This is a genomic window from Marinomonas spartinae (assembly GCF_900089775.1).
GTDB classification, from domain to species: Bacteria; Pseudomonadota; Gammaproteobacteria; order Pseudomonadales; family Marinomonadaceae; genus Marinomonas; species Marinomonas spartinae.
Genome location: NZ_FLOB01000013.1, coordinates 32854 through 58322 on the forward strand (window position 1 = coordinate 32854; position 25469 = coordinate 58322).

A 25469-nucleotide genomic window follows, 5' to 3' on the forward strand; every position below is an offset into this window, starting at 1 on the left:
CACGTCGTTGCTTGTGGTTTCAAGTACTTGGCCATTCACAAATGGCGTCTGCGGAAGATTATCCACAAAAGCCAATTGAAATTATCGTTGGCTATTCCGCTGGTGGTGGTACCGATGTGATGGCACGAACGATTGCGTCACATTTAGAGCCATTTTTAGGGAAGGGGGCGTCGGTTATTGTGAAAAATTATCCGGGTGCAGGGGGGCAAATTGGTTTTACCAAAGTGGCGACGGCTGATCCGGATGGCTATACCCTAGGTACTATGAATTTACCTGCGGCGTTAGCATTAACCTATGATCGAGTAGCTCATTACAATGAGAAAAGCTTCACTTGGCTCGCTAACTTTGTTTCTGATCCTAATACGCTCGTCGTGAGAAAAGACTCTGGCATCACATCGGTCAAACAACTGATTAAAGTCGCAAAAGATAAACACGGCACTATGACCGTTGGTTTGTCATCCTTAGGCGGTAATGATCACTTTTCTGCCATTCAATTTGAAAATGCCGCTCATGTAAAACTGATTCATGTGCCTTTTAAAGGGGGCGCAATGGCGCGAACCTCTATTATAGGTGGGCATGTGGATATGGGGACAATGTCATTTAGCCAGGTAGTGGGCTTCCAAGATCAATTACGCATTTTAGCTGTTTTGTCTGATAAGCGATTACCGCAAGCGCCTAACATCCCGACCGCTAAAGAGCTGGGTTTGAATATAGTAATGGGCTCTTACCGAGGCCTTGTTGCACCGGCTAATTTGCCAGAAGCTATCCGTGTGAAATTGCAAAAAGCGTTGGATAAGATGGCCAAGGCTCCTAGCTTCCGTAAGGATATGGCGGAACGCGGCACACCATTGGTGTATTCAAGCGGTCAGGCTTATGAGAATTTAGCAACGCAGCAAAACAAGATTGCGGGCCAAATCTGGAAGGACACACCTTGGAAGAAGTAGTCACCAGAATGCTTTATGTGTAATAGATAAGAGAGCAATCCCTGTTTAGAGAAGGGCAATTTCCTAAACAGGGACGGCAACACAAAACCGTTAGAGAGCGTGCTAGACGTGGTATTTAGGCGCCAGCACATGAACATTAAAGCCTTTTAATGTCTTACTTTCTCGGTAATAGTAATAAAGATACTGCACAAAGTTTACATCCACTATTTTTCCCTTTATCTCGCTGGCTTCGCGGAAGTAAAGTTGACCCTGTTTGCGAATGGCAAAGCCCATATGGGAAACATTCATATTGGTGCCAATGCGGTCTTTAATGGGCCAGTTTGGTCTGACCATACTGATAATACTGCCATCGGGGATGCGTTTTAACAAAGCCGTGTTCACCTTGATATGGTGTGGCGCGGTTTTAACGAACAAGTCCGTTAAAGGCACATAAGGCAGGTGGACCATTTTAGTTGGCATTTTATTGCTGTCTCGCCGCAATTTCGCCAACAAGTGTTGCCGTTGTGTGATGTCAAGGTCGCCATCTTGAATATTATCCAGTGTAAAATGATGATACCAAGCACGTTTATTGATGAGGGCACTGGCAATTTTGGTGGCTTTGCCACTGACTCGATAAGTTGCTTCGACTAACTTCCCCTTGTTATTGGGAAACCAGTCTGCGCTGGGGAAATGATTGCGGGTAATAAAAGACACTTTTCCATGTTTATAACGGATATCAACTAACTTTGGTCCGAACGATTGTTTGGAATGAGACATCACGCCAGCCAGTACGGCTTCTACATAGGTCATGCAGTCGAAAGAGCTAAAGCGGTACAAAGGATTACCCGTTTGTTTGACGGTTTTGTCTTTACCTGTGTCATTGTCCACATAAGGTAACCCCAGCAAGCTGGCACTGATGGCGTTAATGCGTTTTGTCTGTGAACGGTAGTGTTTATCAACCGCTTGAAAAAAGGACTTTTCTTGGTGAGGTTGGTGTGTGGTTGGGTGGTATCTTTGTGTTTCGCTGTTGTTGGAATGGGCTTGAGCCAGAGCTGAGTTGATACTAGTCAGCGCTATTAGTATGTAGAGGAGGCTTTTTTTCATGTGCCGCGTGCAGTCCTATCAGTGTGTCCGTCAATGGTGAGAGCGACAACGATAACGCAAAGTGTTCGAATGTTGGAAAGATTTACACTTTGTCTTATGGCAGCGGTAGATCGATCTGATATTAACTATTTTTCTTTTTGGTAATTCATCTGTTTTCTATTTTTGCTTCGTATAATATGTAATTCGCTTAGTATTGTTGTAGGCTTTATCTTTTAATGGAAGAAGGGGATTGCATGATAACGGTTCATCATTTGGAAAACTCTCGTTCACAGCGCATCGTATGGTTGCTTGAGGAATTGAAGTTAGATTATGACGTGATTGAGTATAAGCGCGATCCGGAAACCTCTGCAGCACCTGAAGCGCTTAAAAAAATTCATCCATTAGGGAAGTCCCCTGTGATTACCGATAAGGGGCTTACTGTGGCGGAGTCAGGGGCGATTATTGAGTATCTGCTGGATCGTTATGACAGAGAATCTCGCCTAAGGCCAACTGAAGGGCAAGCCTTGTTAGATTACCGTTACTGGCTCCATTTCGCTGAAGGGTCGTTGATGCCTTTGTTGGTGATGAAGTTAGTGATGATGAAGATTCCCAAAAGTCCGATGCCTTTTTTTGTAAAACCTGTTGCCAAAGGAATAAGTGGTAAGGTTCAGGAGAACTTTATCTCTCCTCGCCTTAAAGATCAGTTGGATTTTATCGAGCAGACCCTGTCTGATCGTATTTGGTTTACGGGAGACTCTTTGAGTGCCGCCGATATTCAAATGAGTTTTCCTCTTCTGGCTGCGAGTACGCGAACCGACTTATCCGCTTACCCCAATATTGCCGCTTTTATTGAGCGGGTGAAAGGGGAAGCAAGCTACCAAGCGGCCCTTAAAAAGGGTGGAGCCTTCACCACTTTGTAGTTTGGGCAAAAAATACAGCCTTAGAGATTGTTGTGTAGTCGCTCCAAAGGTTCAAAGGAATGACTAGGTGATGGGGGGCTTGAACCCATATCGATTTCTAAAGGAAAATGATGGGATATTTTAATGAGTAGCGACAGTTTTAATGGTTTCACCTTTCTCATCATATAAAGCGCGTTTAAGGCAGCAGGGCTTTGTCGACGATGCAAATCAGCGTCAAGCGCTTATGTTACTTGAAGCCTTGTTTCAACAACTCACCTGCGCTTCCCAGTCTTTCCCTAAAGGCGTTTATATGTGGGGGGACGTGGGGCGTGGCAAAACCTTTTTGATGGATTTGTTTTTCGATTGCCTGCCTGAGGGGGTTGGGCTACGTCTGCACTTTCACCATTTTATGTCGCGTTTACATCGTGAATTGAATCTTGCTTCAGGGCAGGCGAATCCGCTAAAAGGCATTGCGAAAAGGCTCGCGAACGAATGCAAAGTGTTGTGTTTTGATGAGTTCTTTGTGTCTGATGTGGGCGATGCCATGCTGCTGAGTGGTTTGGTGGATGCTCTGTTTGAAGAGGGTGTGGTGTTGGTGGCCACGTCGAATATTGCCATTGATCATTTATTCGATACCTTACTGGATTCGGCGCGCTTTGAGCCAGTTGTCAAAAGACTGAATAGTCAACTTCAAAGCGTTAACCTCAATGGAAAAGAAGACCACAGATTACGTCATAAGGGCATTGATCCCGTGTATTTTGTGCAAGATACCAGTGCGTTAGAGTTGGCGTTCTTCACTTTATCCAAGGGGGCAATCACGGTGGAGCCTTTGACAGTGTGCCATCGCCAGATTCCGGTTATGAAGGCTTCTCAGAATGTGGCGTGGTTTGATTTTTTTGATTTATGTGATGGACCCCGCTCTTCGCTGGATTATATCGAGCTGGCCACTCTCTTTCCTATTATGATGGTGTCAGGCATTTCCCCTTTGAGCAGTGAGCCTTATGAGCATATTAAAGCGCGGGGGACGGAAGACAGTGCGTTGGGTTCTGGCGTGACAGGTGAGCGAGTGGTGTCCTATGGGATCAATGACGATGCGGTACGGCGCTTTATTAGTCTTGTGGATGAATGTTATGACCATCATGTAGTGCTGTATTTAAGTGCGGCTTTGCCGCTTGATCGCTTATATCAAAACGGTTCGTTATTGTTTGAGTTTCGTCGAACCTACAGTCGCTTAATTGAAATGCAATCTTTATATTATCAGTCGTTACGTAGCTCTTCACACTGATGGTGAATGGTTAGTTTATTGTTTGTGCTTGATAAAGTGCGCATCAGTGACCAATATAACTATTAAGACAACAACATAGCGATTATGACAACAATACCAATAATTAAGGAGGGCGATCATGCAGTATGAAGATCGCGTAGATGCATTAGTGGCTCCCAAAGGAGCATTGGAGATGTTATCGCAAGATGAGATCTCTCGCATGTCAGAAGATTCCGGTTCGCTTCATGAACTGTTTCGTCGTTGCGCTTTGGCCATTATGAACTGTGGTAGTGATACCGACGATGCCGAAGCCGTGATGAAGGAATTCAATGATTTTGAAATTAACATTATTCAACAGGAACGTGGTGTTAAGCTGGAATTAAAGAATGCGCCAGGTAGTGCATTTGTTGATGGTAAGATGATCAGCAGTGTTCGAGAAATGCTGTTTAGTGTATTGCGTGACATTATTTTTACCTATCATGAATACAATTTGGCGCGCAATCTTGAAAATGCGAGCTCGGACAAGATTACTAACGTTGTATTTGAATTGTTACGTAATGCCAATGTGTTTCGTCGTATTCAAAGCCCAGATATGGTGGTCTGTTGGGGGGGGCACTCAATTGCGCGTCATGAATACGATTACACCAAACGTGTCGGCCATGAGCTTGGCTTAAGAGAGCTAAATATTTGTACGGGTTGTGGTCCTGGTGCAATGAAAGGCCCAATGAAGGGGGCGGCGATAGCTCACTCTAAGCAACGTATTCGCAATGGTGTTTATCTTGGACTCACTGAACCTGGCATTATTGCCGCTGAATCTCCTAATCCGATAGTTAATCAGTTAGTGATTATGCCCGACATTGAAAAACGCTTAGAAGCGTTCGTTCGCACGGGGCACGGCATTGTCGTCTTTCCAGGTGGAGCAGGAACAGCGGAAGAAATTCTGTATATTTTGGGGATTTTATTACATCCTAAAAATGCGGATGTCCCCTTCCCATTGGTATTTACTGGGCCCAAAGAAAGTGCCAACTATTTCGAACAAATTCATGCCTTTATTGGTGATGTATTAGGGGCGGCTGCGCAAAACAAATACCGTATCATTATTGATGATGAGGTTGAAGTGGCGCGTGCCATGAAACAAGGCTTGGAAGAAGTACGCCATTACCGTAAAGCACATCATGATGCGTTTTACTACAATTGGAAGTTGCATATTCCTGAAGAGTTCCAGCATCCATTCGAACCGACGCATGAAAATATGCTGAGTTTGAGTTTAAACTTTAATCAAGAAACCCACTTGTTGGCAGCGGATTTGCGTCGAGCCTTCTCCTCTATTGTGGCTGGCAACGTGAAAGCACAGGGTGTGGCTTACATTAAGGAGCATGGGCCCTTTCATATTCATGGGGATAAACAAATACTCGAAAAGCTAGATGCGCTGCTGCAAGCGTTTGTTGCTCAGCAACGGATGAAATTACCAGGAAGTGAATACATTCCTTGTTATAAAGTCATCACAAATTAAGTGATGACAACGCAGTAATAGAAAAGGGCCATCTGGCCCTTTTCTTATTTATATGGGGGAATGACAGTGCTTTTTTGGTTGATTAGCCAAAAATAGACCAGCCAATGTGATCTGATAGGGCTTCGAGGGCAGCAATGCCTGCTAAAGAGTTGCCGGATTTATTGAGCTCAGGTGACCACACGCATACCGAAAAACGATTCGGTACAATGGCAATAATGCCACCACCGACGCCGCTTTTACCAGGTAATCCCACGCGATAAGCAAAGTTGCCTGCTTCATCGTATAAACCGCTGGTGGCAAGGAGACCGTTTACCTGCTTGGCTTCACGGGCGCTAATGACTTGTTCTCCACTGTGATGGCAATAGCCTTTATTTGCTAAGAAGCTAAACGCTTTTGCCAGATCAACACAGTTCATACGCATAGCACAGTTATCAAAGTAGCTGTGCAATACCGCTTCCACGTCGTTTTCAAAGTTACCAAATGCTTTCATTAAATAGGCCATGGAGGCGTTGCGTGAACGAAACTCAAACTCTGAATCGGCAACGACTTTATCGGATTTGAGTTTAGGATTCCCTGCCAGACGGCGAATGTATTCACGCATGGCGTAATGAGGTGAGGCAAAGCGAGATTGATTCATATCGCTTACCACCAGCGCACCTGCATTGATAAAAGGGTTACGTGGCACACCACTTTCGTATTCCAGCTGTACGAGAGAGTTAAATGGGTGTCCTGATGGCTCACGCCCCACTCTTTGCCACATGTCTTCGCCATAATGTTTTATAGCAAGGGTAAGACTAAAGACTTTGGAAATACTCTGAATGGAAAAGTCGACTTTGGCTTGCCCTGCTTGAAATAATTCACCTTCATTGCTGTAGACGACGATACCAAATTGCTTGGGGTTCACATTGGCTAAGGCCGGAATATAATCAGCAACTTTTCCTGAGCCGATTAGTGGCCGCACGGTGTTTTCTATGGTCTGTAATAGTTCATTCAAAACAAACAAGCTCGCGATGATGATTGGTTGGCGAGCTAGTATAGGGGGTTGTTATAAAAATTCTAGTTCCGAATGACTGTTCAAAAAATGTTTTGCAGGCATCCGTGCCCGCTAGGTGGCGCTGTTTTTTATATGAGCCACGTGTTGAGTAATAATTTGCCCTGATATGGTCACCAAACTTGGGATATTAGGGAGGCTATCTATGTGCCACCATGCCGCTTCTTCTATTTCGCCAGGGGCAGGGAAGATTTCGCCTCCAGCATAGTCGGCAAAAAAGCCCACCATCATTTGATGGGGAAACGACCAAGGCTGGCTGCCAACATAGCGTATATTGTTGACTTCAATGCCGACTTCTTCTCGGACTTCTCGGGCGACAGCCTGTTCTAAGGTTTCGCCAGCCTCGACAAATCCTGCGATATTACTGAATTTGTCTTTGGGCATGTGTGGTCCACGGGCTAGGAGCAGATGCTCGCCGTTGCGTACCGAAACAATAATACAGGGGGAAATACGGGGATAATGACGGAGATTGCACTTTGGGCAAATTTTAGTGTGTTCCGTCGTGTGCTTGTTGTTCATGGGGGTGCCACAGCGACCACAGAATTGATGATCTCTGTCCCAAGTAGATAGTTGATGGGCGCGGCTTAACAGTAAATAGTTGGCCTCATCCTGCATAAACAGCAGTTCGCGTAGATCTATTTCCGTAAAGCCTCTGGGGCGATTTTCAAAGCGACATACAAAGACATCTTGATTAGTTGCATCTTGCTTCTCTGGGTTTTGATCATTGCCTTGTGGATTCCATTGTCCGCAATAGATGGCGCGCATGCTGCTATCAGGCTGGAAGTGGTCAAAAGGAACTAAAAATTGATGGTCTTGTTCAATTAATACTTGGTTTTTAAACAATAAAATATACAGCGCATCTTGATGAGGTGAAGGGTGCGCATGGGTACCGATTTCTAACATGAGAAAGCTCTAGTTGCGTCTGAAAACTTTAAACTAACGCGAAGTTCGTAATGACGCAACTAAAGAGGGGGGCTAGCACCAATTTAAAATAACTTTTCCGGATTGGCCAGACGCCATGGCATCAAACCCCTGTTGGAACTCTTCTATACTGTATTGGTGAGTAATGATTGGGCTAAGGTCTAGGCCAGATTGCAACATGGCAACCATTTTGTACCAGGTTTCGTACATTTCTCGTCCATAGATACCTTTGATAACCAAACCTTTAAAAATGATTTGGTTCCAATCGACATTTGTGTCTTTATTGGGAATACCTAGCATGGCGACTTTGCCGCCATGGTTCATGCATTCAAGGAGGGATTGGAAAGCCATGCCGTTGCCTGACATTTCTAGCCCAACATCAAATCCTTCTAGCATGCCGAGCTCGGTCATAATGTCACGCAGAGATTCTTTCTCCACATTGACCGTTCGGGTGGCGCCCATCTTTCGAGCAAGCTCAAGGCGATAATCATTGATGTCGGTAATGACAACATTACGGGCGCCCGAGTGTTTGGCGATGGCGGCGGCCATGGCGCCAATGGGGCCAGCACCTGTGATGAGTACATCTTCCCCAACCAAGTCGAAGGAAAGGGCCGTGTGTGTCGCATTACCAAAGGGATCAAAAATGGCGGCGAGATCATCGCTTATATTGCTAGGAATCTTAAAGGCATTACTGGCTGGAATGGCAACATATTCAGCGAAAGCGCCAGTACGATTCACTCCCACACCTTGTGTTTGGCGACATAGGTGGCGACGCCCTGCACGGCAATTGCGGCACTGCCCACAAGTAATATGACCTTCTCCAGAGACACGATCACCGATAGTAAAGCCTGTTACTTCTTCGCCAATTTGTGCAATTTCACCAACAAACTCATGGCCAACGGTCATCGGTACTGGGATGGTTTTTTGTGCCCAATCATCCCAGTTGTAAATATGCATATCTGTTCCACAAATGGCTGTTTTGCGAATTTTGATAATGACGTCATTATGACCACATTCTGGATAGTTCTCTTCAGACATCCAGATGCCTTGTTTCGCATGGGTTTTGGCGAGTACTTTCATTGCTTAGGTCCTTTAATAATATGCAAATCACGACCAATTTTGGCAAAGGAGTCAATGGCGTGATTTAACTGTTCCTTAGTCAAGGAAGCCGACATTTGTGTACGGATTCTGGCTTTACCCATAGGAACAACCGGATAGGAAAAGCCTGTTACGTAGATGCCTTCTTTATAAAGTGCATTTGCCATTTGTGTGGCAAGCTTTGCATCTCCGAGAATAACAGGAATTATGGGGTGGTCACCTGGAATTAACGTAAATCCTAAATTTCCCATTTTTTTGCGAAAATAAGCGCTGTTGTCTTTGAGTTGTTGGCGAGCTGCTTGGCCCTTCTTAAGGGATTCCAGAATAGTTAAGGTAGTTGCCGTGATAATAGGCGACAGAGAATTAGAGAACAGATAAGGACGTGACCGTTGACGTAACCATTCTACGATGGGTTTAGAAGCACTTGTGTAGCCGCCAGACGCACCGCCAAGAGCTTTGCCCAGTGTCCCGGTAATGATGTCGACACGACCCATGACATTGCAGTATTCGTGGCTTCCTCGGCCATTTTTCCCTAAAAATCCGACCGCGTGGGAGTCATCAACCATAACTAGGGCATCGTATTTATCAGCAAGGTCGCAGATGGCTGGTAAATTGGCAATGATACCATCCATTGAGAAAACCCCATCGGTGACGATCAGTTTCGTTTGGGCACCATCCTTATCCGCCTGCTGTAAATTAGCTTCTAGCTCTTGCATATTGTTATTGGCGTAACGGTAGCGTTTGGCCTTACACAGGCGAACGCCATCGATAATGCTAGCGTGGTTAAGAGCGTCGCTGATGACGGCGTCGTCTTTATTAAGCAAGGTTTCAAAAAGGCCACCGTTTGCATCAAAACAGGAAGAGTACAAAATGGTGTCTTCCATTTGTAAAAAGTCGCTTAGGCTTTTTTCTAATTCTTCATGGATATTTTGTGTGCCACAGATAAAGCGAACGGAGGCCATACCGTATCCATAATCATCAAGGGCTTGATGGGCAGCTTGAGTGACCATCTCATCATTGGCTAGTCCTAAATAGTTGTTCGCGCATAAATTAATCAGTGGTTTGTTATCTTTTGTGGTGATTTGACTGGCTTGCGGTGTAATTAGGGCGCGCTCTTCTTTATAGAGTCCTTCACTTTTAAGCGATTCAAGTTGTTCACTAAGGTGTTGGAAAAAAACGGATTTGCTCATGGTTCACCTCGTTTATAGTGTGCTTTTGGCATCAAATTCACTCTGCTAACGCTTCCTATTACGAGCAACCGATGACGATTTATCATCGATGTATCGTAATGGGCTACTTTGGCTTGGTTGGCCTTGTTTGCGAGTGGCAGGATCAGAGCTCCAAAGGGGTTTATGGTATCTGCTCTTTTGAGTGTAGTAGGGATAGTTGGGGTAAAACAGAGGCAGTGACCGTGCAAAGCAAGCATAACAGTTTCTGTGACTGGCTTTTTCAAGAGCTCCTCGCGTAAAATAAGCGCAAATTTTAATCAAAGAGGTGTTCATGACGTTTAGTATTCGATGCGGTGTTCTTATTGGTGGTGTTGTTATGAGCCTTACAGCAAGTGCGCAAAATTATTTACCCATTCTTCAATATCATCATGTTTCTGATTCAACACCCGCTTCCACGTCCTTATCCCCTAAGCAGTTTGCTAAACAGATGGCCTACCTAAAAAGTGCTGGGTTTCAAGTGGTCGATCTGAAAACGGCTTTGGATAAGATCAAGGCACACAAGAGTTTACCCAACAAAGCCGTCGCGATTACTTTTGACGATGGTTATCGTGATATTTACGAACAGGGCTTTCCCATTTTGAAGCAATATGGTTATCCCTTTACGGTATTTGTTAACTCTGAGCCGCTAAAGCAAAAAAATCCGCATTTTCTGACATGGGATATTATGAAGGAAATGGAGAAGTCGGGAGCGGTGTTTGCCAATCATACGGTTAGCCACCCTTATATGGCCCGTAAGGAAGAAGGGGAGTCTGATGCTGCGTGGCATGCACGTATGGAGAAAGAAGTGGCTGGTGTGGAAACGGCCTTAATCAAGCATCTTGGTCACTCTCCTAAAATGTTGGCTTATCCTTATGGTGAATCAAATCATTTGCTGCGTGCGATGATGAAAGAGAAGGGCTTTATGGCCTTTGGGCAGCAGTCTGGAGTGGTCAGTGCGGATTCTGATTTTGAAGATTTACCTCGTTTTCCTGCATCAGGTCGTTTTGCTACGTTATCGACATTAAAACTAAAACTTAATTCGATGCCGATGCCGCTGTTAAAAGAGGAGAGTGGCGATTATGCAGATAACAATCCTGTATCGCTCCGTTTGACCTTTAAGCCTGGCAAATACCGTTTAAAAGATTTGGTGTGCTATGTATCCGGTCAGGGTAAAGCAAATTTAGATTGGGTGTCGAAAGAGGAAGTAGTGGTAACCGCCACTAAGCCATTTGGTGTCGGCCGTGGACGCATTAATTGTACTATGCCAAACAATTCTGCTAAGCAGTATTACTGGTATTCCAATGTTTGGATTCACCCAGGAAAGGACCAACACTATATTATTGAAAAAAGTTAATCTTTTTTTTAAAAAAGGGTTGCACTGAATTTTGAAATCCGTAATATACACCTCGCTCGCAACGGAGGGGTGGCAGAGCGGTTTAATGCACCGGTCTTGAAAACCGGCGTAGGTTAGTAGCCTACCGAGAGTTCGAATCTCTCCTCCTCCGCCATCTTATATAAGGTGTATGTTGCGGTGATAAATAAAATTAGTTCCTCGATAGCTCAGTTGGTAGAGCAAATGACTGTTAATCATTGGGTCACTGGTTCGAGTCCAGTTCGAGGAGCCAATCGGAGTATAGCGCAGTCTGGTAGCGCGCCTGCTTTGGGAGCAGGATGTCGGGGGTTCGAATCCCTCTACTCCGACCAATTTTATTGATCATCTAGTAATGGTGGGCGTAGCTCAGTTGGTAGAGCTATGGATTGTGATTCCATCGGTCGTGGGTTCGAGCCCCATCGTCCACCCCATTACTCTGATAGTTGGGTCGTTAGCTCAGTTGGTAGAGCAGTTGACTTTTAATCAATTGGTCACTGGTTCGAATCCAGTACGACCCACCAGCTATCTTCAGAATTACATTCTGCACAATCTGATTCATTCCTCGATAGCTCAGTTGGTAGAGCAAATGACTGTTAATCATTGGGTCACTGGTTCGAGTCCAGTTCGAGGAGCCAATCGGAGTATAGCGCAGTCTGGTAGCGCGCCTGCTTTGGGAGCAGGATGTCGGGGGTTCGAATCCCTCTACTCCGACCATCAAGTTGTTATATTAATAAAAGTTTATGAGAAGGGTCGTTAGCTCAGTTGGTAGAGCAGTTGACTTTTAATCAATTGGTCACTGGTTCGAATCCAGTACGACCCACCACTTCTCTTACTATACCTTTTTCCTCTCTTTTTTCTTGACTGTGTCCTAGATTGCATTTTATCGTCTATCGTCTATCGTCTATCGTCTATCGTCTATCGTCTATCGTCTATCGTCTATCGTCTATCGTCTATCGTCTATCGTCTATCGTCTATCGTCTATCGTCTATCGTCTATCGTCTATCGTCTATCGTCTATCGTCTATCGTCTATCGTCTATCGGTTTTTGTGTGTTTGCTGGTGCTTTGTTGTTTGATTGAGTTATTTGGCTAAGTGTTTGTCTTAGAGTTTCTGTGTGGTTTTGAGGTGGTTTAATTGTGATAGGTTTTGTTGCTGGGTTGGAACAAAGGGAGGGTGTGGATAGTGCGTGGATAACTCTGTGTCTAAGTGGCTTTTTTATCCATAAAGCATGGAAATGCGTCAGGTTGTTAATAACAATGTGTTTTGATTGGTGTTCGAGGGTATGAGGCTTTTTAAAAGAGGATAAAGTTTTGTATAGGGTGGATGTTTTCAGAGTCTTTCTAGATAATCATTTGATTTATAAATGAAAAAATAATGGTGGAGGGAGGTGGATTCGAACCACCGAAACTTTCGTGGCAGATTTACAATCTGCTCCCTTTGGCCACTCGGGAACCCCTCCACAAGAGCGCGGCAAATAATATATGCCACGCTTCTGTATGTAAACACTTTTTTCTATTTTTTTAGAAGTTTTTCGAGTTTTGCTTTCATTCGCTCTTCTGGGGATAAGTTTTCATAACCATCCTCTTCGCGACTTTTAGTTGGTTGTGATTTCCTGGCGGGTTTACCTTTGGAAGTCGAAGCAGATTGCGGTTTTTTGTTTCGCACGGGGCGGTCCGTTTTCGGACGATCTGTCGTTTTTGGACGGTTGAAGGTTTTCTTCTCTTTTTTTGGGATCATGGACTCAGGAAGAGCCGGTTCATCGCTCACTGCAACACCTTCCAGGTCCACACGAGGCTGACCGGACAGTAGACACTTCTTATAGCGGTCAGAGCGAGTATAAGCCGCTAGAGCGCGTTTTTGCTTGCTGGCATTAAAGTCTTCATCTAAGACCATGTCTTTGTCTATACCGACTTTCAGTGGTTTAGGCTGGTTCCAATCAAACGCTTTAGGGTAACGGTCTTCGAGCATCTTAATCAGGCGACGATTATTTTTTTGGTTTTTTTGACGCTTTTTCTGTTCCGGCGTCAAGGTCGCTTTTTCCGGTGTGCTGTCACTTGCTGATGGTACATCTGTGGTGTTTGTGTCCACTTGGTTGTCATCTTGTACGTTTTGCAAGCCGTTAAGCTCAGGTTGTTGTTTTGTCATGTAGTCAGTCTGTTCTGTTGTCGTGATTGTGATGCTGTTATCAGCAGCAAGAGGATGCAGTAGATCAAAGCTTAACTGATCTTCAGTGTCGCTTTGATGTGTTACTGCCGTTTTGATGGTTTCCGCTGGACTGAGTAGATCAAGAGAGTCTTCGATATATAACTGCAATTGATCTTCAGTGGAGCGGTTAACCATGTTCTGCAAAAGGTCCATTGAGGCGTTGCTGGTAAGAGAATCGGTTTGACTCTCTTTGAGTGCAGCGATCTCCTCTTCAGCGGCGCTTAACTTTTCAATTAGTCGGCCGACCTCTGCTTCAAGTTTGGCAATTAGTTGTTCCATAAAGCAAGGCTCAAATTTTATAGCGGCGTTAGTGGAACGCTTGGCGTGTTAACAATACCAAGCATCTCTTGTCGCTGCTGTTCGCTGGGCTCAACGATTTTTATTGTTGGTTTACTCGTGAGCCAAATATAAGCAGAAGTCACAAGTAGGCACAAGATTAAAAGAGGCATTAGCTTCATTGAGTTAGAAGGTTAGCCCTGCGCCCACCATAACATGACGGTCATATTTGTCGTCACTGCTGTTTAGTAATTTGACAAAGACATCCAGCCTAGAAGTGTCGGAGGTAGCGATACGGAAGCCTGCTTCTGGGTAGTAAGTAGCGCTATCTAAGAAATAAACACCACCTCCGATAAATGACCACATGGGAATGCCTGGAAAAAGTTGGAAGGCCGGTGTTGCGCTGTAATAGCGGGCCCCCATACTAAACGCACTTTCGAAATTGTCACCCAAGGCAAAAGAAAAGCCTGCGTAAGCAGAGATATTTGCTGGTGTGGTGTATTCAATTTGAGTGCTTAGTAGTGATGTTAAGCTGCCGTCTTGCTCTTTGTTCATTTTTGGACGGGCTGCGGTGGACTCAAAGGAGACCAAACTGGCAATTTGCCCTTCTGCTGCAAATGTACTCCCACAAAATAAAGCTAAAGTAGCAAATAGAATTCGTTTCATTGTTTGTTATCCAATTGGCTAAGGCGATTTAACATTTGAGAGAGGGAAGATTCCCAGTTAGCTTGTTGCTCACTTTTAATATTTAAATTGCTTTCTAGTTCACTTTTTTCTTCGCTAAGTTCGTAGTTTTGCATTTCTAATTCTGCAATACGTTTGCGCAGTGAGCCGATTTCTTCTACTGCTTCATTGATGCGTTGTTCTAAGTGATGAAGTAATTCGTTGTTCATTGTAATGTCCTAAAATGTAAAACCGCTCTATAGTACATAGGGAGCGTAATTGTAAAAGTTACCATGCGATGACAACGTCATGCGGTTGTACGTTCAGAATTTTCGCATCAACCGACAGTTCCCCAATTGAAAAGTTAGGCTGAACTTGCTTTATAGTAACACTGATGTTTGCATTATTCAGTTGCGTTTCTGGTTTTTGGTCTTGGTCAAATATTTCATAACGACGATAGACCTTAAATTTATCTCCTGCTTTTACCCCAGATACGGATCCGGCGGCAATGTGAATTTGCTTCCCTTCTGTGCGAAAAATATTGGCCATAAAAGGCTGGCAGCGCAATTTTTCGCTGGTATCGATTGCGCTTTCTCTAAGTGTTTCTTTGACCACCTTACCATAATGGGTCGTCCAAAACTGGGCGCTACCAAAACCGACTTTAGCATGATCAGAAATATCCCAGTTGCCTATTTCACTATAACGTTTTTGAAATAGCAATGCGCCACTGAAGCCATCGTAGATATAAATGTCTAAAACGAAGTCTCTTTGCTTTTCACTTTTGTCGTCTGTGCTGGCATAAGGGTCATTTGGACGCCTTATATAAAGAGGAGCAATATCACGTATAACGCCACTGACAACATACTGTGTGCCGAGTTTTTGAGCGATTCGAACCACATCGGTTAAGGTGTTGTCGCTTTGGGTTAATGAAGGGGCATTGATGCTGTCTGGGTAAAGGGCGATATTCGTTGCTGCTAGAGCCCTTAAAAAGCCTTGTTTATTGATGGCATCAGTAAAATCTTTGGGAAGTTCTCTGGAGATGTTGCCTAATGCGCCAAGGCTGGCCTGTTGTCTGTGCTCTAAAGAAAAGCCAGTAATGGCCACAGATTTTTTGTAGTAGTTCGTGGCGCCATTGCTACACATGTAGTCAGCTGTGACGTTGATACGTGCAACGACCGTTAAAAAATCGCCTTTTTGAGTTTCGGAAATAATTTTGGCGTGTTGAACTCGGCCAGCGCTGCGAATTTTCAAATCAGAGTTGAGTTGGCCATTGTTAAGTATGTCTTTAACACTGACACGAGAGCTTGACTGGAGAACGGCTTGTTTAATCGCTTGCTGTGTTGCCCGATAGCGAGCATCGTTGATATCACCATTATAAATAATAGCTGTGCCAACTGCATCGACGGTTTGGGCAAGGGTGTTGCCGATCGATGCAAGAACAACAATTATATAAATCAGGTAGCGAAACATCTGCATTACTGGATAGTATAAAAGTTGGTGGTAGGATGAGCGCTTTCCACGTTAACAGCACGGTATCCTGGACGAATTTGACACTTCGGATCGTTATTTATGCTGGATGGATTGCTGACACATTGACGAAAGTTTTCTTGTAATGCCATTTCAACGACGGTTTCAAATGTCCCATCTTCATGCTCGCGCTGGGAAACAATTTTTGCGCCGACTAAATAGGCATCAACGTAAGAACGTAATTCATCATGTTGTAGAACCATGTTGCTTAACGAGCTGGTACCGTCAATTTTCAGGCCGTACACTCGCTCAGATAGATTTCGGTAGGCATCCAGTGTGGAACTACGCAGCGCCATTAATTTTGCTTGGGATTTTGTGTAGCGTTTGCTGGGGTTGATGGCCGCATATCCTGTAGCATGAATGATGATCGGTTCTTGTTTTATAACCCCGATAACATTGGTCGCATTTTGGACACTATTTGGGTAATTAAGCGCTGTAGAGGTTGGTGAGCCGACGATATTGCCATTACAGGGGCCTACAGTCGTACAGGTCATCGCTGTCGTTTGACCTAAATTCTGGCATCCCGATAATGTGGCCCCCAGCGCGGCCAATAAGAGTAGTTGAATCGTCATTTTCATGGTGGCGTCCCCTAAATGGAAGTCCTATATCTCGTTTTTTGCATGGAAAGATCGCGTCAATTGTCTATCGTTAGCGATGTTTGACCATAGGAATAATGTAAGCCTGTAGCAAAAAGTAGACCAGATAGTGACTCCCTTCATTTGCTAGGGCAAAAATGTAAACCATTTGTCTGTGGGGCGTCCACGTTTTCCCGTGTAAATCTGCTTATTTTGTTCGCATGATGTGACTTTTCTCTTGTTTGTAATATCGCTTTATCAGGGGTGGGGCGTGTTTTTGCTTTTAATAAGGTATTATACTGTTTTTATATACAGTTTTTTGGTGGGGATATGGCTAAGCTCAGGAAAATCATTCATATCGATGCAGATTGCTTCTATGCTGCCATTGAGATGCGTGATGACCCTTCTTTGGAAAAGGTACCCTTGGCTATCGGGGGGGCGTCTCAGTCTCGTGGTGTATTGTGTACGGCAAATTACCATGCTCGTACTTTCGGTGTGCGTTCTGCCATGCCGACTGCCATTGCCAAACGCTTGTGTCCAAATTTAATTATCTTGCCCGGAAATATGGAAAAATATCGTATTGCCTCGCGGCAAATGCATGCCATTTTCCGGCAGTATACTGACATTATCGAGCCGCTTTCTTTGGATGAGGCTTATCTGGATGTGACGGGCACTTCTTCCTGCCAAGGCAGCGCGACACTGATTGCTCAAGCAATACGAGAGCAAATCTTTAACGAAGTCGGAATTCGAGTCTCCGCTGGCGTCGCGACAAATAAATTTATTGCTAAAGTGGCCAGTGATTGGAATAAACCCAATGGTTTGAAGACGGTTACACCAGAAAGTCAATTTGAGTTTGTATCACAGTTGCCTGTGAAATGCATTTCAGGGATTGGTAAGGTTTCTCAAGAAAAGTTGGCTGCCATTGGAGTACACCACTGTGTGGATCTACAGACGATAGACTTCTCATTATTGCAGAAAACCGTTGGGAGTATGGCGTTTCGACTCCAACAATATGCCAAGGGGGTTGATGATCGGCCTGTGCAAGTATCCCGTGAGCGCAAGAGCGTGTCTGTCGAACATACGTTTCCCCATGATTTGTCTTCACTAGAAGAGTGTTTAAACATGCTTCCTGAACTGCTAGCGAGTTTAGAAGCGCGTTTAGCGGGACGAGATTTTTATTCGCTGATTAATAAATATTATTTGAAATTAAAATTTAATGATTTTCGGCAAACAACGGTAGAGCAACCGATCCAAAGTTGTTTCTCTAGTGAGGTTTTTTCCTCTTTACTGCATCAGGCCTATTCACGCCATATGCGTCCTGTTCGGTTGATTGGGGTGGGTTATCGCCTATCTGTACAGCAGGAGGAACAGCTGAGCATTGAGTTTGATTAAAAGGGGAGTGTGGTTGATTTTGAGATTTATTTGATCAAAAAATGTACGATTGTATTCTTGCTGCTATAGTTATTAGAGCGATTAATAGTTATTTGAATGGGGATAACTGTTGGAATAGGGACAGTTGTTGAAATGGATTAATGGAACGGACGAGTGGATTACCTAGTCAACGACTCAGTGTAGTAGCGAGACCAAGCCCTCACTTCTCAAACAGTGAAACTGAGTGAAGTAAGGGCTTGTAGTAAGACAGGGTAAATTTGCCTCGTATGTCATTTTTTGATGTGTAGGTGTTGTCTTATGATGAAACATCCAAGAGGCTTCTATGATTGGAAGCATGATATGCCAGAGTCTTTAGCTGGACGTTTACGTTTTGAAGTCACCCAAACGCTGAGAAGTGTTTATGCCGATGAAGCACTTGTCAATGAAATAGATACTCTCTATCTCCCTTTTGCAAATTGGTTGAGTGGTAAAGTCTCGCTTAAGCAAGGGCCTCTAGTGGTAGGCTTAGGTGGACCGCAAGGCTGTGGAAAAACGACCTTTTGCCGCGTCATTAGCCGTATTCTTAACAAAGGGTTCGGACTCAATAGTGTGGTGGTCAGTTTGGACGATCTCTATAGCACGCATAAAGATCGCTTGAAATACGCCAATAGCACACACTCCTTATTTTCCACGCGAGGGGTGCCAGGCACACATGATATGTCATTGGCGCAGAGTGTTTTTGCCCGTTTAAAAAGCCTTAAACAAGGCGAAGTGATGCGTGTACCCGCTTTTGACAAATCTCTTGATGATAGAAAGCCTGTGAATCTATGGTCCGAAGTGCAAGGGCCTATTGATGTGGTTTTATTTGAAGGTTGGTGTGTGGGGGCGTTTTCACTGGGAGAGACAATTGATAAGCCGATTAATCGTTTGGAGCAAGATAAAGACCCAGAGGGAACTTGGAGAAGGGCGGTTGATGAGCATCTTCATGGGGACTATAAGGCACTGTTTGATTTGATTGATATTCAAATGTGGATGCAATCACCCAGTTATGATGTGGTCTATGAGTGGCGCAACAAACAAGAGCGGATGCTTGAGGATCATCTGTATGATATTCATGGTGGGGTATTGGATACTCTGGATATAAAAATCATGTCACCGGAAGCTCTGAAAGGCTTTATGCAATATTACGAACGTTTAACGCGTTATCTATTAGCTGTCATGCCTGAACGGTCAGATGTACTGTTTTCGTTAGACCAGCATCAGAAGGTGAAACAACTGCGTTTTCCAATAGAGCATTGAATGTATTCTTGATAGGAAAACGGCCACAATTGGGTGTCATTATGATAGGCTAATGTTCAACGTATTAGCCTATTTTTTTGGAGTAAATAATGGCCGAATTATTACCGAGTGTTGTGGTGGAGACCGCTCAGAATCCTGATTCTACTGTTATTTGGTTGCATGGATTAGGATCGGATGGTCATGATTTTGAAGCCATTGTCCCCGCATTGACACTTGATCCATCTTTAAAAGTGCGTTTTGTGTTTCCCCATGCCCCCATTCGTCCGGTGACCGTTAATGGTGGTATGGAAATGCGAGCTTGGTATGATATTTACGAAATCACTTTGGAGCGCAAGGTTGATACTGGCAACATTGCTGAGTCTTGCGAGCAGGTCAGTGACCTTATTGAAGCGCAAATCGCGCAGGGTATTGATCCCAGTCGCATTGTCTTAGCGGGATTTTCACAAGGTGGTGTGATTGCTTATCAGCTATCTCTGACGACCTCGTATTCATTGGCTGGGGTCATGGCGTTATCGACTTATTTAGCGAATAAGTCAATGCTACCAAGCGCTTCAGAATGCGCGAATGGCAAGACGCCTTTTTTGATTCATCATGGCAAGCAAGATCCCGTTGTGCCTTTCAGTTTATCGCAAGAGGCCAGCGAGCTTTTAAGTGATAAGGGGTATCTGGTTGACTATAAAAGCTATGACATGCCTCATTCCGTTTGTCCTGAGCAAATTCAGGATATCTCTGCTTGGCTGAATACACGTTTAGCCTAATAAAGAGCTAAATTAAGTTAGCTCTTTGCTAAAAGACAGTTTAACTCACCATATATTGGAATAGATTACTAAGGAAATGAATCATGGTTTCAGCGTCATTAGAAACAGACGGATGGCTTAACTTTGCTAAAAGTGTCGCCACGCACGCTGGGCAGATGATGGTAGAGGCTAGAAGCAAAGCGGCTTTTTCCACAGACTACAAAGCAGATCATGAATTGGTGACATCGGCCGATTTAGCAGTCGATGCGTATATTTGCCAGCAAATCACACAAACTTTTCCGGATCATGTGATTTTGTCGGAGGAGTCTTCCCCTAAGCTTGCCCTTGCTGAGCTTGCTAATAAGCCTGTTTGGGTCATTGATCCGATCGATGGTACGGTCAATTTTGCTCATGGTCATCGTCATGTTGCTGTGTCGATTGGCTTGTATCTAGCCGGGGAACGAGTACTTGGAGTGGTGAATGCGCCGTTTTTAGAGGAATGTTTCTGGGCGGTAAAAGGAAAAGGGGCCTATCTAAATGACGAGCGGCTCTTTGTTTCCCAACAAACACAGTGTCGTAATGCTTTGGTAGCAACGGGGTTCCCTTACGATAAAAGTACGCTTCCCAGCATTATCCGACGTGTTAGTGTTATTTTGGCGAAATGCCAAGATATTCGTCGAAATGGATCGGCCGCGTTAGATTTGTGTTGGGTCGCGGCTGGGCGCTTAGATGCGTATTTTGAAAGCCTAAAACCATGGGATATGGCGGCTGGGGCGTTAATTGCTCAAGAAGCAGGGGCGACAATCGGGCGTTATGAGAAAATTAACTCTTCTTGGCCTGAGGCAATTAATGGGGAAGCGCTATTGGTGTCGGTGCCTGCTCTTTATGAGGAATTACTCTCTTTGTTAAGCCAGGCATAATGAACTGTTTTATGGCTTTGGCCGTAAGTTGATATTTGTATGGGGTTTTTATGTCGTTGACGGCGTTTTTTAGTCTACTGGCTGTGTCCGCAGTTGTGATTGTTGTGGCGTTAATTGTGATTGCTCGCCAGTTAAACGTTACCAAGGTCCGTGAAGAGCGGATCAAAGAAGGTGAAAAGCGTGTTGCCCAAGAGCGTCAAGCTCGTATTGATAGCATACACATTTTGCTCAAAACCGTTGGGTCCGAAGAATTGGGTTGGATTGAGGCAAGTATTCGTATTAAAAACTTGCTGGATCAGTTAGGGTTGGATTTGTCCGATCATAAGGATATTTGTGTCATTTATGATTTACATGGCCAAACGGAACATATTCCAACACATGAGCAATGGAGTGCTTTGCCAAAAGAAACACGCAAAAAGTTTCGCGTCGAAATGGATAACTATGAACAACAGCATGCCGAGCAATTGGAGCGTGCTAAAAATGCTTTGCTGAGTTATTCCTTCCAATAGGAATGACTGAATGTTTGGATTTCGCATTCAATGGTAATGAGATTGAGTTGTATTGCGCTCTATTCATAGGCATAGACGGGTTATTTAGAGATGATTGCTCAGTTGGTTTTATCCATAGCGCTATTTTTTATTTTATTAGTTGCTATTATGCTCTTTTATGTGCGTTACCAATCAAAAGTTCCGTACTATCGTATGACGGAAGCAGATTGCGTTAGCTTACTGGTCAAGGCTGTACAGGGTAATTTACCTGAACAGGACTGGGATATGTTCATTGGCATGATGATTCGTGACAATGAACAAATAGAGAGTTTACGCACTCAGTGTTATGTGATTGATGACGCGTTTCGTAAAGAAACTAAGCTTGTTGATGGTCGACAATGTGTGCGTTTTCATTCTGAAGGGCTTAAGCAATTAACCTGTTTATTGGATGAGTGGCAGCATAAAACACATTTAATCGTCTAAATTTAATAATCGAAAGAATTTTATTGGGCATTTTGCTCAAATTGTCTTGGTATAAACATCGTATTTAATAAGGTAGTGTGAGGGATGTATACATGAGTGAATTGGAAAAGTGGCTAGGTGAAGGTTCTGCCATGTTGCCTTGGTTGACAGATATAGCGATCAATATCGTCATTGGCCTTGTTATCTTATTGGTCGGTAAATATATCGCGTCTAAAATATCCCGTTGGTGCGAAAACAGAATGCTCAAAGCCTCGGTGGATCGTGCGGTAGCTGGTTTTACATCCAGTATTCTGTACGCCTTAATGTTTGCTGGTGTGGTATTAATGGCATTAGGGCAAGTTGGGGTTCAAACCACCTCGTTTATTGCCATTTTAGGTGCTGCAGGCTTAGCTGTTGGCTTGGCTTTGCAAGGGTCTCTGTCTAATTTTGCTTCTGGTGTATTAATTATTCTTTTGCGTCCTTTTCGTGCTGGTGACTTTATTGATGGCGGTGGACAAATGGGAACCGTTGACCGTATAGAGTTATTCCATACCTACCTAAAAACACCAGATAACCGTGTGATTATCATCCCCAACTCTTCCATTATGAACGGTTCCATTGTGAACTATTCTCGTGAAGCGACTCGCCGTTTGGATTTGGTGGTTGGCATTAGTTATGACGCCGATATTCGTCTCGCTAAAAGCATTATGGAAGAGATTATTAACGCAGACGAGCGAATCCTAAAAGAGCCGAAGTATTTAGTAGCCGTATCTGAGTTGGCTGACAGTTCAGTCAATTTCTTTGTAAGACCTTGGGTGAATGCCGGGGATTATTGGACTGTCAGAGCGGATTTACTAGAGAAATTTAAATACGCCTTTGATGAACAGGGTGTTGGTATTCCTTACCCTCAAATGGATGTCCATCTGCATAATAAAGAAGCATAACCGCTTTGCATTATATCAACATGCTGTCAGACGTTGGTTTGATGGCATGTTTTATTAAGATTTGAGACCTTTGCACGATGTCACGAGCGACGCCAAGACACGGCAAAAACAGACGAGAAAGCGGATTCGCGATAAATGAGCATTTTGAGTCTGTTTTTAACAAAGTATTGGCAAGCGCAGTAGTCGTGCAAAAGTCTCGATTTCTAACATATTGTTGATTAACTAAGCCTACTACTATGAGTCGATATCGTCCTCCTTCTCCACCTAAATCCGCTTACATTACACACGAAGGGGCTCAAACCCTGCTGTCCGAGCTAAAATACTTATGGAAAGAAAAGCGTCCAGCGGTGACCGAGAGCGTTCGAGAAGCGGCTGCTCAAGGTGATCGCTCGGAAAATGCAGAATACATTTACGGTAAAAAGCAATTGCGGGAGATAGATCGTCGAGTGCGCTATTTGGAAAAACGCTTGGAGGTTTGTACCGTTGTGGATCGTTTGCCGGCCGACCAATCAAGAGTTTTCTTTGGCGCGTGGGTCACGATAGAGGATGAGAGTGGTGAGCAACGTACCCATCGTATTGTCGGGCCTGATGAGCTGGATCACGACCCAGCCTACATCAGTATTGATTCCCCAGTGGCAAAAGCCTTACTGAAAAAACAGGAAGGCGATGAGGCGATGATTCGTCTAGCAAATAGTGAGAAAACCTATTTTATCGAAGCGATAGAGTATCGTCCCATTTCTGTATAGTGTCACTTTTTCTATTGATGAGCTGCACCGGCCTTTGCTTTAATCGGGCATCTCCCCCTGTTCTGCGTCTCTCTTGAGAGAGCGTCCTCTTGGCTCGTTGGCTTCATGAAGGACAACCTCTGAGTGCAGAAACTGAGCCGCCGCGGCAGAGTCCTGCACTTTGATTGAACTGCGTTCTAGCATTTGGTTTTCAAATTCGTTTAAGACACTGTCTCTTATACCCGCTTCGCGCCATTGAAACAGCGGTCGACATCCTTTGGAAATGTCTCGGGCTAGCGCCAAGGCATCCAGTAAGGCCTGGTTTGCCCCTTGGCCTTTAAAAGGGCTCATTGGGTGAGCTGCATCACCGATAAGGGTGATGTGCGCGCCTTTTGCTAATAATTCTGGTTGTAGAAGTGCTCGATCATAAACGGGGTAACCGGATATCAAACTCTCCTTGGTTGCCGCTACAATTTGCGGCACAGGTATATGCCATTGAGTACGACGACAGGCTTCTGCTTTCAGGGCATGGGCACCTTGCTCGCTTAAGGCTTTTGCCTCGTTTTCAGGCATAGGAAAGCTAAGTTGCCACATCACTGTGTTTACGTCATACGGCATGATATAGATTCGTTCATGACCGTTGGCTGTTTGGAAGACCGTGGCGGAATCCAGTAGGTCGCTTTTTACTTCCTTTAGATCTGCTAGCGGACAAATTCCCAAAATCACAATACAGCCTAGATAGCGTAACGGCGAAATATCGTCTCCGATCAATTGTTGCCGAACGACGCTACGAATGCCATCGGCTCCCACAACAAGGTCTGCTTTAGCGTGTTTTGTCTCGCTTTGTGTTTGGCCATTTACTTGACGTTTTACTAAAAAGGTTAAATCAACCCCGCCACCGTCGGCATGCTTGTATTCGCTGTAGTCGATTATTTGATGGCCCCATTGTACGTTGTTTCGTTCGCCAAGTTGTTGTAGTAACGCTAAGCGCAATGATTGTCGAGCGATATGGATATTCGTACGCTTTGGGGCATTTTTGCTGCCTGAATGTTGCCACTTTCTCATCCCCCATTCTCCGACCACTTTGCCTTCTGTGGTATGGACAAGGTGTCTCGTTGAAATGACACCTTCTTTGAGTGAGACAATGCCTAAGCCTTCGATGGCTTTACTGGCCTGTTGCAAGGTAAGGCCATAACCTTGAGAACGTTCGTCAAAACGGCTATCGCGCTCATAAAGGGTAAAAGGAATACCGCGATGCAAACAGGCAACAGCAAGGGCTACACCACCTATGCCACCACCAATAATAGCAACATGAGGGTAGTTTTCTGTATCCGCCTGTGGAGGCTTGGGGGATGGTACCAAACCGGAACCTGCACAATGAAGGCACATTTCCAAATGGCCTTTAGGGCGAATCGGTGCAGGACCTTCTCCTTTTAACTGCTCAAACTCATTCAGTTCTTTTAAATATTGCAGTCGCACTTTTTTACGTAATCTTCTGCTTCGCTTGCCTTGACCATGACATTTGGGACAAACCGTCCAGCTGCTTTCTTCGTTTTCCAATGAATTCACGTCTTGTTACCTAGAACATTCGGATACGGAGGGCGAGCCCTCTGTAATATCGAGTTTTTCCGTTAATGTGGGGCTATTGTCATAGGACAAATAGTAGCTGATTCACTAAGGGAGGCCTAATGATTAAATTGTACAAGCCAAAATGTCTCAGAAAAATTACTTGAGTGGCTCTACCTGTTGGGGCGGCGGATATGGCCATCACCTATGGAAATTGGATACTACACAGTGTACGGCAGCCTTCGTCTGTATAGGGTAATAACAATAAGGTTGGAGAGGGTCGCTATGAAAGCGTTAGACAAAAAAGACTAGATAATAGGCAACACTAGAGGAAGGTTACTTGGGTGTTGCCTCCAGACTCTTAAAATTTGATGTGGAGT

25 protein-coding genes and 9 tRNA genes are annotated in these 25469 nt (G+C 44.4%); 22 read left to right on the top strand and 12 right to left on the bottom strand.

Going from position 1 to position 25469, the window contains the following annotated elements; genetic code table 11:
- Window positions 1–41: 41 nt before the first annotated feature.
- Window positions 42–944 (top strand): tripartite tricarboxylate transporter substrate binding protein, encoded by a 903-nt coding sequence (locus MSP8886_RS18360; RefSeq protein WP_067019486.1) that lies wholly within the window; start codon window positions 42–44, stop codon window positions 942–944.
- A gap of 102 nt (window positions 945–1046) precedes the next feature.
- On the opposite strand, the gene MSP8886_RS18365 is transcribed toward MSP8886_RS18360, so the two are convergent.
- The gene (locus MSP8886_RS18365) at window positions 1047–2027 is read right to left on the bottom strand and encodes an N-acetylmuramoyl-L-alanine amidase-like domain-containing protein (RefSeq protein WP_083201034.1); all 981 of its coding nucleotides are present in this window, start codon (window positions 2025–2027) and stop codon (window positions 1047–1049) included.
- A 233-nt stretch (window positions 2028–2260) separates the two neighbouring features.
- Between MSP8886_RS18365 and MSP8886_RS18370 the strand changes: the two genes are divergently transcribed.
- The 3 genes from MSP8886_RS18370 to ppnN all read left to right on the top strand — a co-directional run bounded on the left by MSP8886_RS18370 (window position 2261) and on the right by ppnN (window position 5682).
- Window positions 2261–2926: a glutathione S-transferase gene (locus MSP8886_RS18370; RefSeq protein WP_067019318.1), complete on the top strand. Its 666-nt coding sequence runs from the start codon at window positions 2261–2263 to the stop codon at window positions 2924–2926.
- Window positions 2927–3068: 142 nt separating this feature from the next.
- Entirely contained in the window at window positions 3069–4190 is a 1122-nt protein-coding gene (gene zapE, locus MSP8886_RS18375) for a cell division protein ZapE (RefSeq protein ID WP_067019321.1), read from the top strand.
- A gap of 118 nt (window positions 4191–4308) precedes the next feature.
- Entirely contained in the window at window positions 4309–5682 is a 1374-nt protein-coding gene (gene ppnN, locus MSP8886_RS18380) for a nucleotide 5'-monophosphate nucleosidase PpnN (protein WP_067019323.1), read from the top strand.
- A gap of 82 nt (window positions 5683–5764) precedes the next feature.
- On the opposite strand, the gene glsB is transcribed toward ppnN, so the two are convergent.
- From glsB to MSP8886_RS18400, 4 genes are all read right to left on the bottom strand, one after another.
- Window positions 5765–6676, bottom strand: a complete 912-nt coding sequence (gene glsB / locus MSP8886_RS18385) for a glutaminase B (RefSeq protein ID WP_067019492.1) — start codon at window positions 6674–6676, stop codon at window positions 5765–5767.
- Window positions 6677–6787: 111 nt separating this feature from the next.
- Window positions 6788–7636, bottom strand: coding sequence for an NAD(+) diphosphatase (gene nudC / locus MSP8886_RS18390; protein WP_067019325.1), 849 nt, complete (start codon window positions 7634–7636; stop codon window positions 6788–6790).
- 72 nt (window positions 7637–7708) lie between these two features.
- Entirely contained in the window at window positions 7709–8734 is a 1026-nt protein-coding gene (gene tdh, locus MSP8886_RS18395; RefSeq protein WP_067019326.1) for an L-threonine 3-dehydrogenase, read from the bottom strand.
- A complete protein-coding gene (locus MSP8886_RS18400) occupies window positions 8731–9942 on the bottom strand; it encodes a glycine C-acetyltransferase (RefSeq protein ID WP_067019328.1) in 1212 nt (403 codons plus the stop codon). Before MSP8886_RS18400 ends, tdh begins: the two co-directional genes overlap by 4 nt.
- A 310-nt stretch (window positions 9943–10252) precedes the next feature.
- Here MSP8886_RS18400 and MSP8886_RS18410 point away from each other — a divergent pair, with 310 nt between their 5' ends.
- From MSP8886_RS18410 to MSP8886_RS22180, 10 genes are all read left to right on the top strand, one after another.
- The gene (locus MSP8886_RS18410; RefSeq protein WP_083201035.1) at window positions 10253–11314 is read left to right on the top strand and encodes a polysaccharide deacetylase family protein; all 1062 of its coding nucleotides are present in this window, start codon (window positions 10253–10255) and stop codon (window positions 11312–11314) included.
- A gap of 63 nt (window positions 11315–11377) precedes the next feature.
- A tRNA-Ser gene (locus MSP8886_RS18415) sits at window positions 11378–11468 on the top strand.
- A 41-nt stretch (window positions 11469–11509) separates the two neighbouring features.
- Window positions 11510–11585, top strand: a tRNA-Asn gene (locus MSP8886_RS18420).
- 2 nt (window positions 11586–11587) lie between these two features.
- Window positions 11588–11664: transfer RNA gene (locus tag MSP8886_RS18425), tRNA-Pro, on the top strand.
- Window positions 11665–11687: 23 nt separating this feature from the next.
- Window positions 11688–11763: transfer RNA gene (locus MSP8886_RS18430), tRNA-His, on the top strand.
- Window positions 11764–11777: 14 nt separating this feature from the next.
- A tRNA-Lys gene (locus MSP8886_RS18435) sits at window positions 11778–11853 on the top strand.
- 38 nt (window positions 11854–11891) lie between these two features.
- Window positions 11892–11967, top strand: a tRNA-Asn gene (locus MSP8886_RS18440).
- A 2-nt stretch (window positions 11968–11969) separates the two neighbouring features.
- Window positions 11970–12046: transfer RNA gene (locus MSP8886_RS18445), tRNA-Pro, on the top strand.
- 33 nt (window positions 12047–12079) lie between these two features.
- Window positions 12080–12155 (top strand) — tRNA-Lys (locus tag MSP8886_RS18450).
- A 50-nt stretch (window positions 12156–12205) separates the two neighbouring features.
- On the top strand, window positions 12206–12406 hold the full coding sequence (locus MSP8886_RS22180; protein WP_139063182.1) for a hypothetical protein: 201 nt from the start codon (window positions 12206–12208) through the stop codon (window positions 12404–12406).
- A gap of 300 nt (window positions 12407–12706) precedes the next feature.
- On the opposite strand, the gene MSP8886_RS18455 is transcribed toward MSP8886_RS22180, so the two are convergent.
- From MSP8886_RS18455 to MSP8886_RS18480, 6 genes are all read right to left on the bottom strand, one after another.
- Window positions 12707–12790 (bottom strand) — tRNA-Tyr (locus tag MSP8886_RS18455).
- 53 nt (window positions 12791–12843) lie between these two features.
- Entirely contained in the window at window positions 12844–13815 is a 972-nt protein-coding gene (locus MSP8886_RS18460; protein ID WP_067019332.1) for a ProQ/FINO family protein, read from the bottom strand.
- Between the two features lie 183 nt (window positions 13816–13998).
- Window positions 13999–14478 (bottom strand): hypothetical protein, encoded by a 480-nt coding sequence (locus tag MSP8886_RS18465; protein WP_067019340.1) that lies wholly within the window; start codon window positions 14476–14478, stop codon window positions 13999–14001.
- Entirely contained in the window at window positions 14475–14705 is a 231-nt protein-coding gene (zapB, locus tag MSP8886_RS18470) for a cell division protein ZapB (protein ID WP_067019343.1), read from the bottom strand. Before zapB ends, MSP8886_RS18465 begins: the two co-directional genes overlap by 4 nt.
- 58 nt (window positions 14706–14763) lie before the next feature.
- On the bottom strand, window positions 14764–15945 hold the full coding sequence (locus MSP8886_RS18475) for a flagellar assembly protein FlgT (RefSeq protein ID WP_245659142.1): 1182 nt from the start codon (window positions 15943–15945) through the stop codon (window positions 14764–14766).
- A gap of 5 nt (window positions 15946–15950) precedes the next feature.
- Window positions 15951–16580: an LPP20 family lipoprotein gene (locus tag MSP8886_RS18480; protein ID WP_067019348.1), complete on the bottom strand. Its 630-nt coding sequence runs from the start codon at window positions 16578–16580 to the stop codon at window positions 15951–15953.
- Window positions 16581–16907: 327 nt separating this feature from the next.
- Here MSP8886_RS18480 and dinB point away from each other — a divergent pair, with 327 nt between their 5' ends.
- From dinB to greB, 8 genes are all read left to right on the top strand, one after another.
- Entirely contained in the window at window positions 16908–17969 is a 1062-nt protein-coding gene (dinB, locus tag MSP8886_RS18485) for a DNA polymerase IV (RefSeq protein WP_067019350.1), read from the top strand.
- Between the two features lie 297 nt (window positions 17970–18266).
- Window positions 18267–19247, top strand: a complete 981-nt coding sequence (locus tag MSP8886_RS18490) for a hypothetical protein (RefSeq protein WP_067019351.1) — start codon at window positions 18267–18269, stop codon at window positions 19245–19247.
- A gap of 89 nt (window positions 19248–19336) precedes the next feature.
- Window positions 19337–20005 carry an alpha/beta hydrolase gene (locus MSP8886_RS18495; protein WP_067019353.1) on the top strand — a complete coding sequence of 223 codons (669 nt, stop codon included), beginning with the start codon at window positions 19337–19339 and terminating at the stop codon, window positions 20003–20005.
- An 83-nt stretch (window positions 20006–20088) separates the two neighbouring features.
- Window positions 20089–20904 (top strand): inositol monophosphatase family protein, encoded by an 816-nt coding sequence (locus MSP8886_RS18500; RefSeq protein WP_067019355.1) that lies wholly within the window; start codon window positions 20089–20091, stop codon window positions 20902–20904.
- Between the two features lie 50 nt (window positions 20905–20954).
- A complete protein-coding gene (locus MSP8886_RS18505) occupies window positions 20955–21413 on the top strand; it encodes a DUF2489 domain-containing protein (protein WP_067019357.1) in 459 nt (152 codons plus the stop codon).
- Between the two features lie 90 nt (window positions 21414–21503).
- Window positions 21504–21875, top strand: a complete 372-nt coding sequence (locus MSP8886_RS18510; protein WP_067019361.1) for a hypothetical protein — start codon at window positions 21504–21506, stop codon at window positions 21873–21875.
- A 92-nt stretch (window positions 21876–21967) separates the two neighbouring features.
- Window positions 21968–22798, top strand: a complete 831-nt coding sequence (locus MSP8886_RS18515; protein ID WP_067019363.1) for a mechanosensitive ion channel family protein — start codon at window positions 21968–21970, stop codon at window positions 22796–22798.
- A 236-nt stretch (window positions 22799–23034) separates the two neighbouring features.
- Window positions 23035–23544: a transcription elongation factor GreB gene (gene greB / locus MSP8886_RS18520; protein WP_067019365.1), complete on the top strand. Its 510-nt coding sequence runs from the start codon at window positions 23035–23037 to the stop codon at window positions 23542–23544.
- A 39-nt stretch (window positions 23545–23583) separates the two neighbouring features.
- Here the strand turns inward: greB and MSP8886_RS18525 are convergent, their stop codons facing one another.
- Window positions 23584–25092 (bottom strand): FAD-dependent oxidoreductase, encoded by a 1509-nt coding sequence (locus MSP8886_RS18525; RefSeq protein WP_245659143.1) that lies wholly within the window; start codon window positions 25090–25092, stop codon window positions 23584–23586.
- Between the last annotated feature and the right edge of the window lie 377 nt (window positions 25093–25469).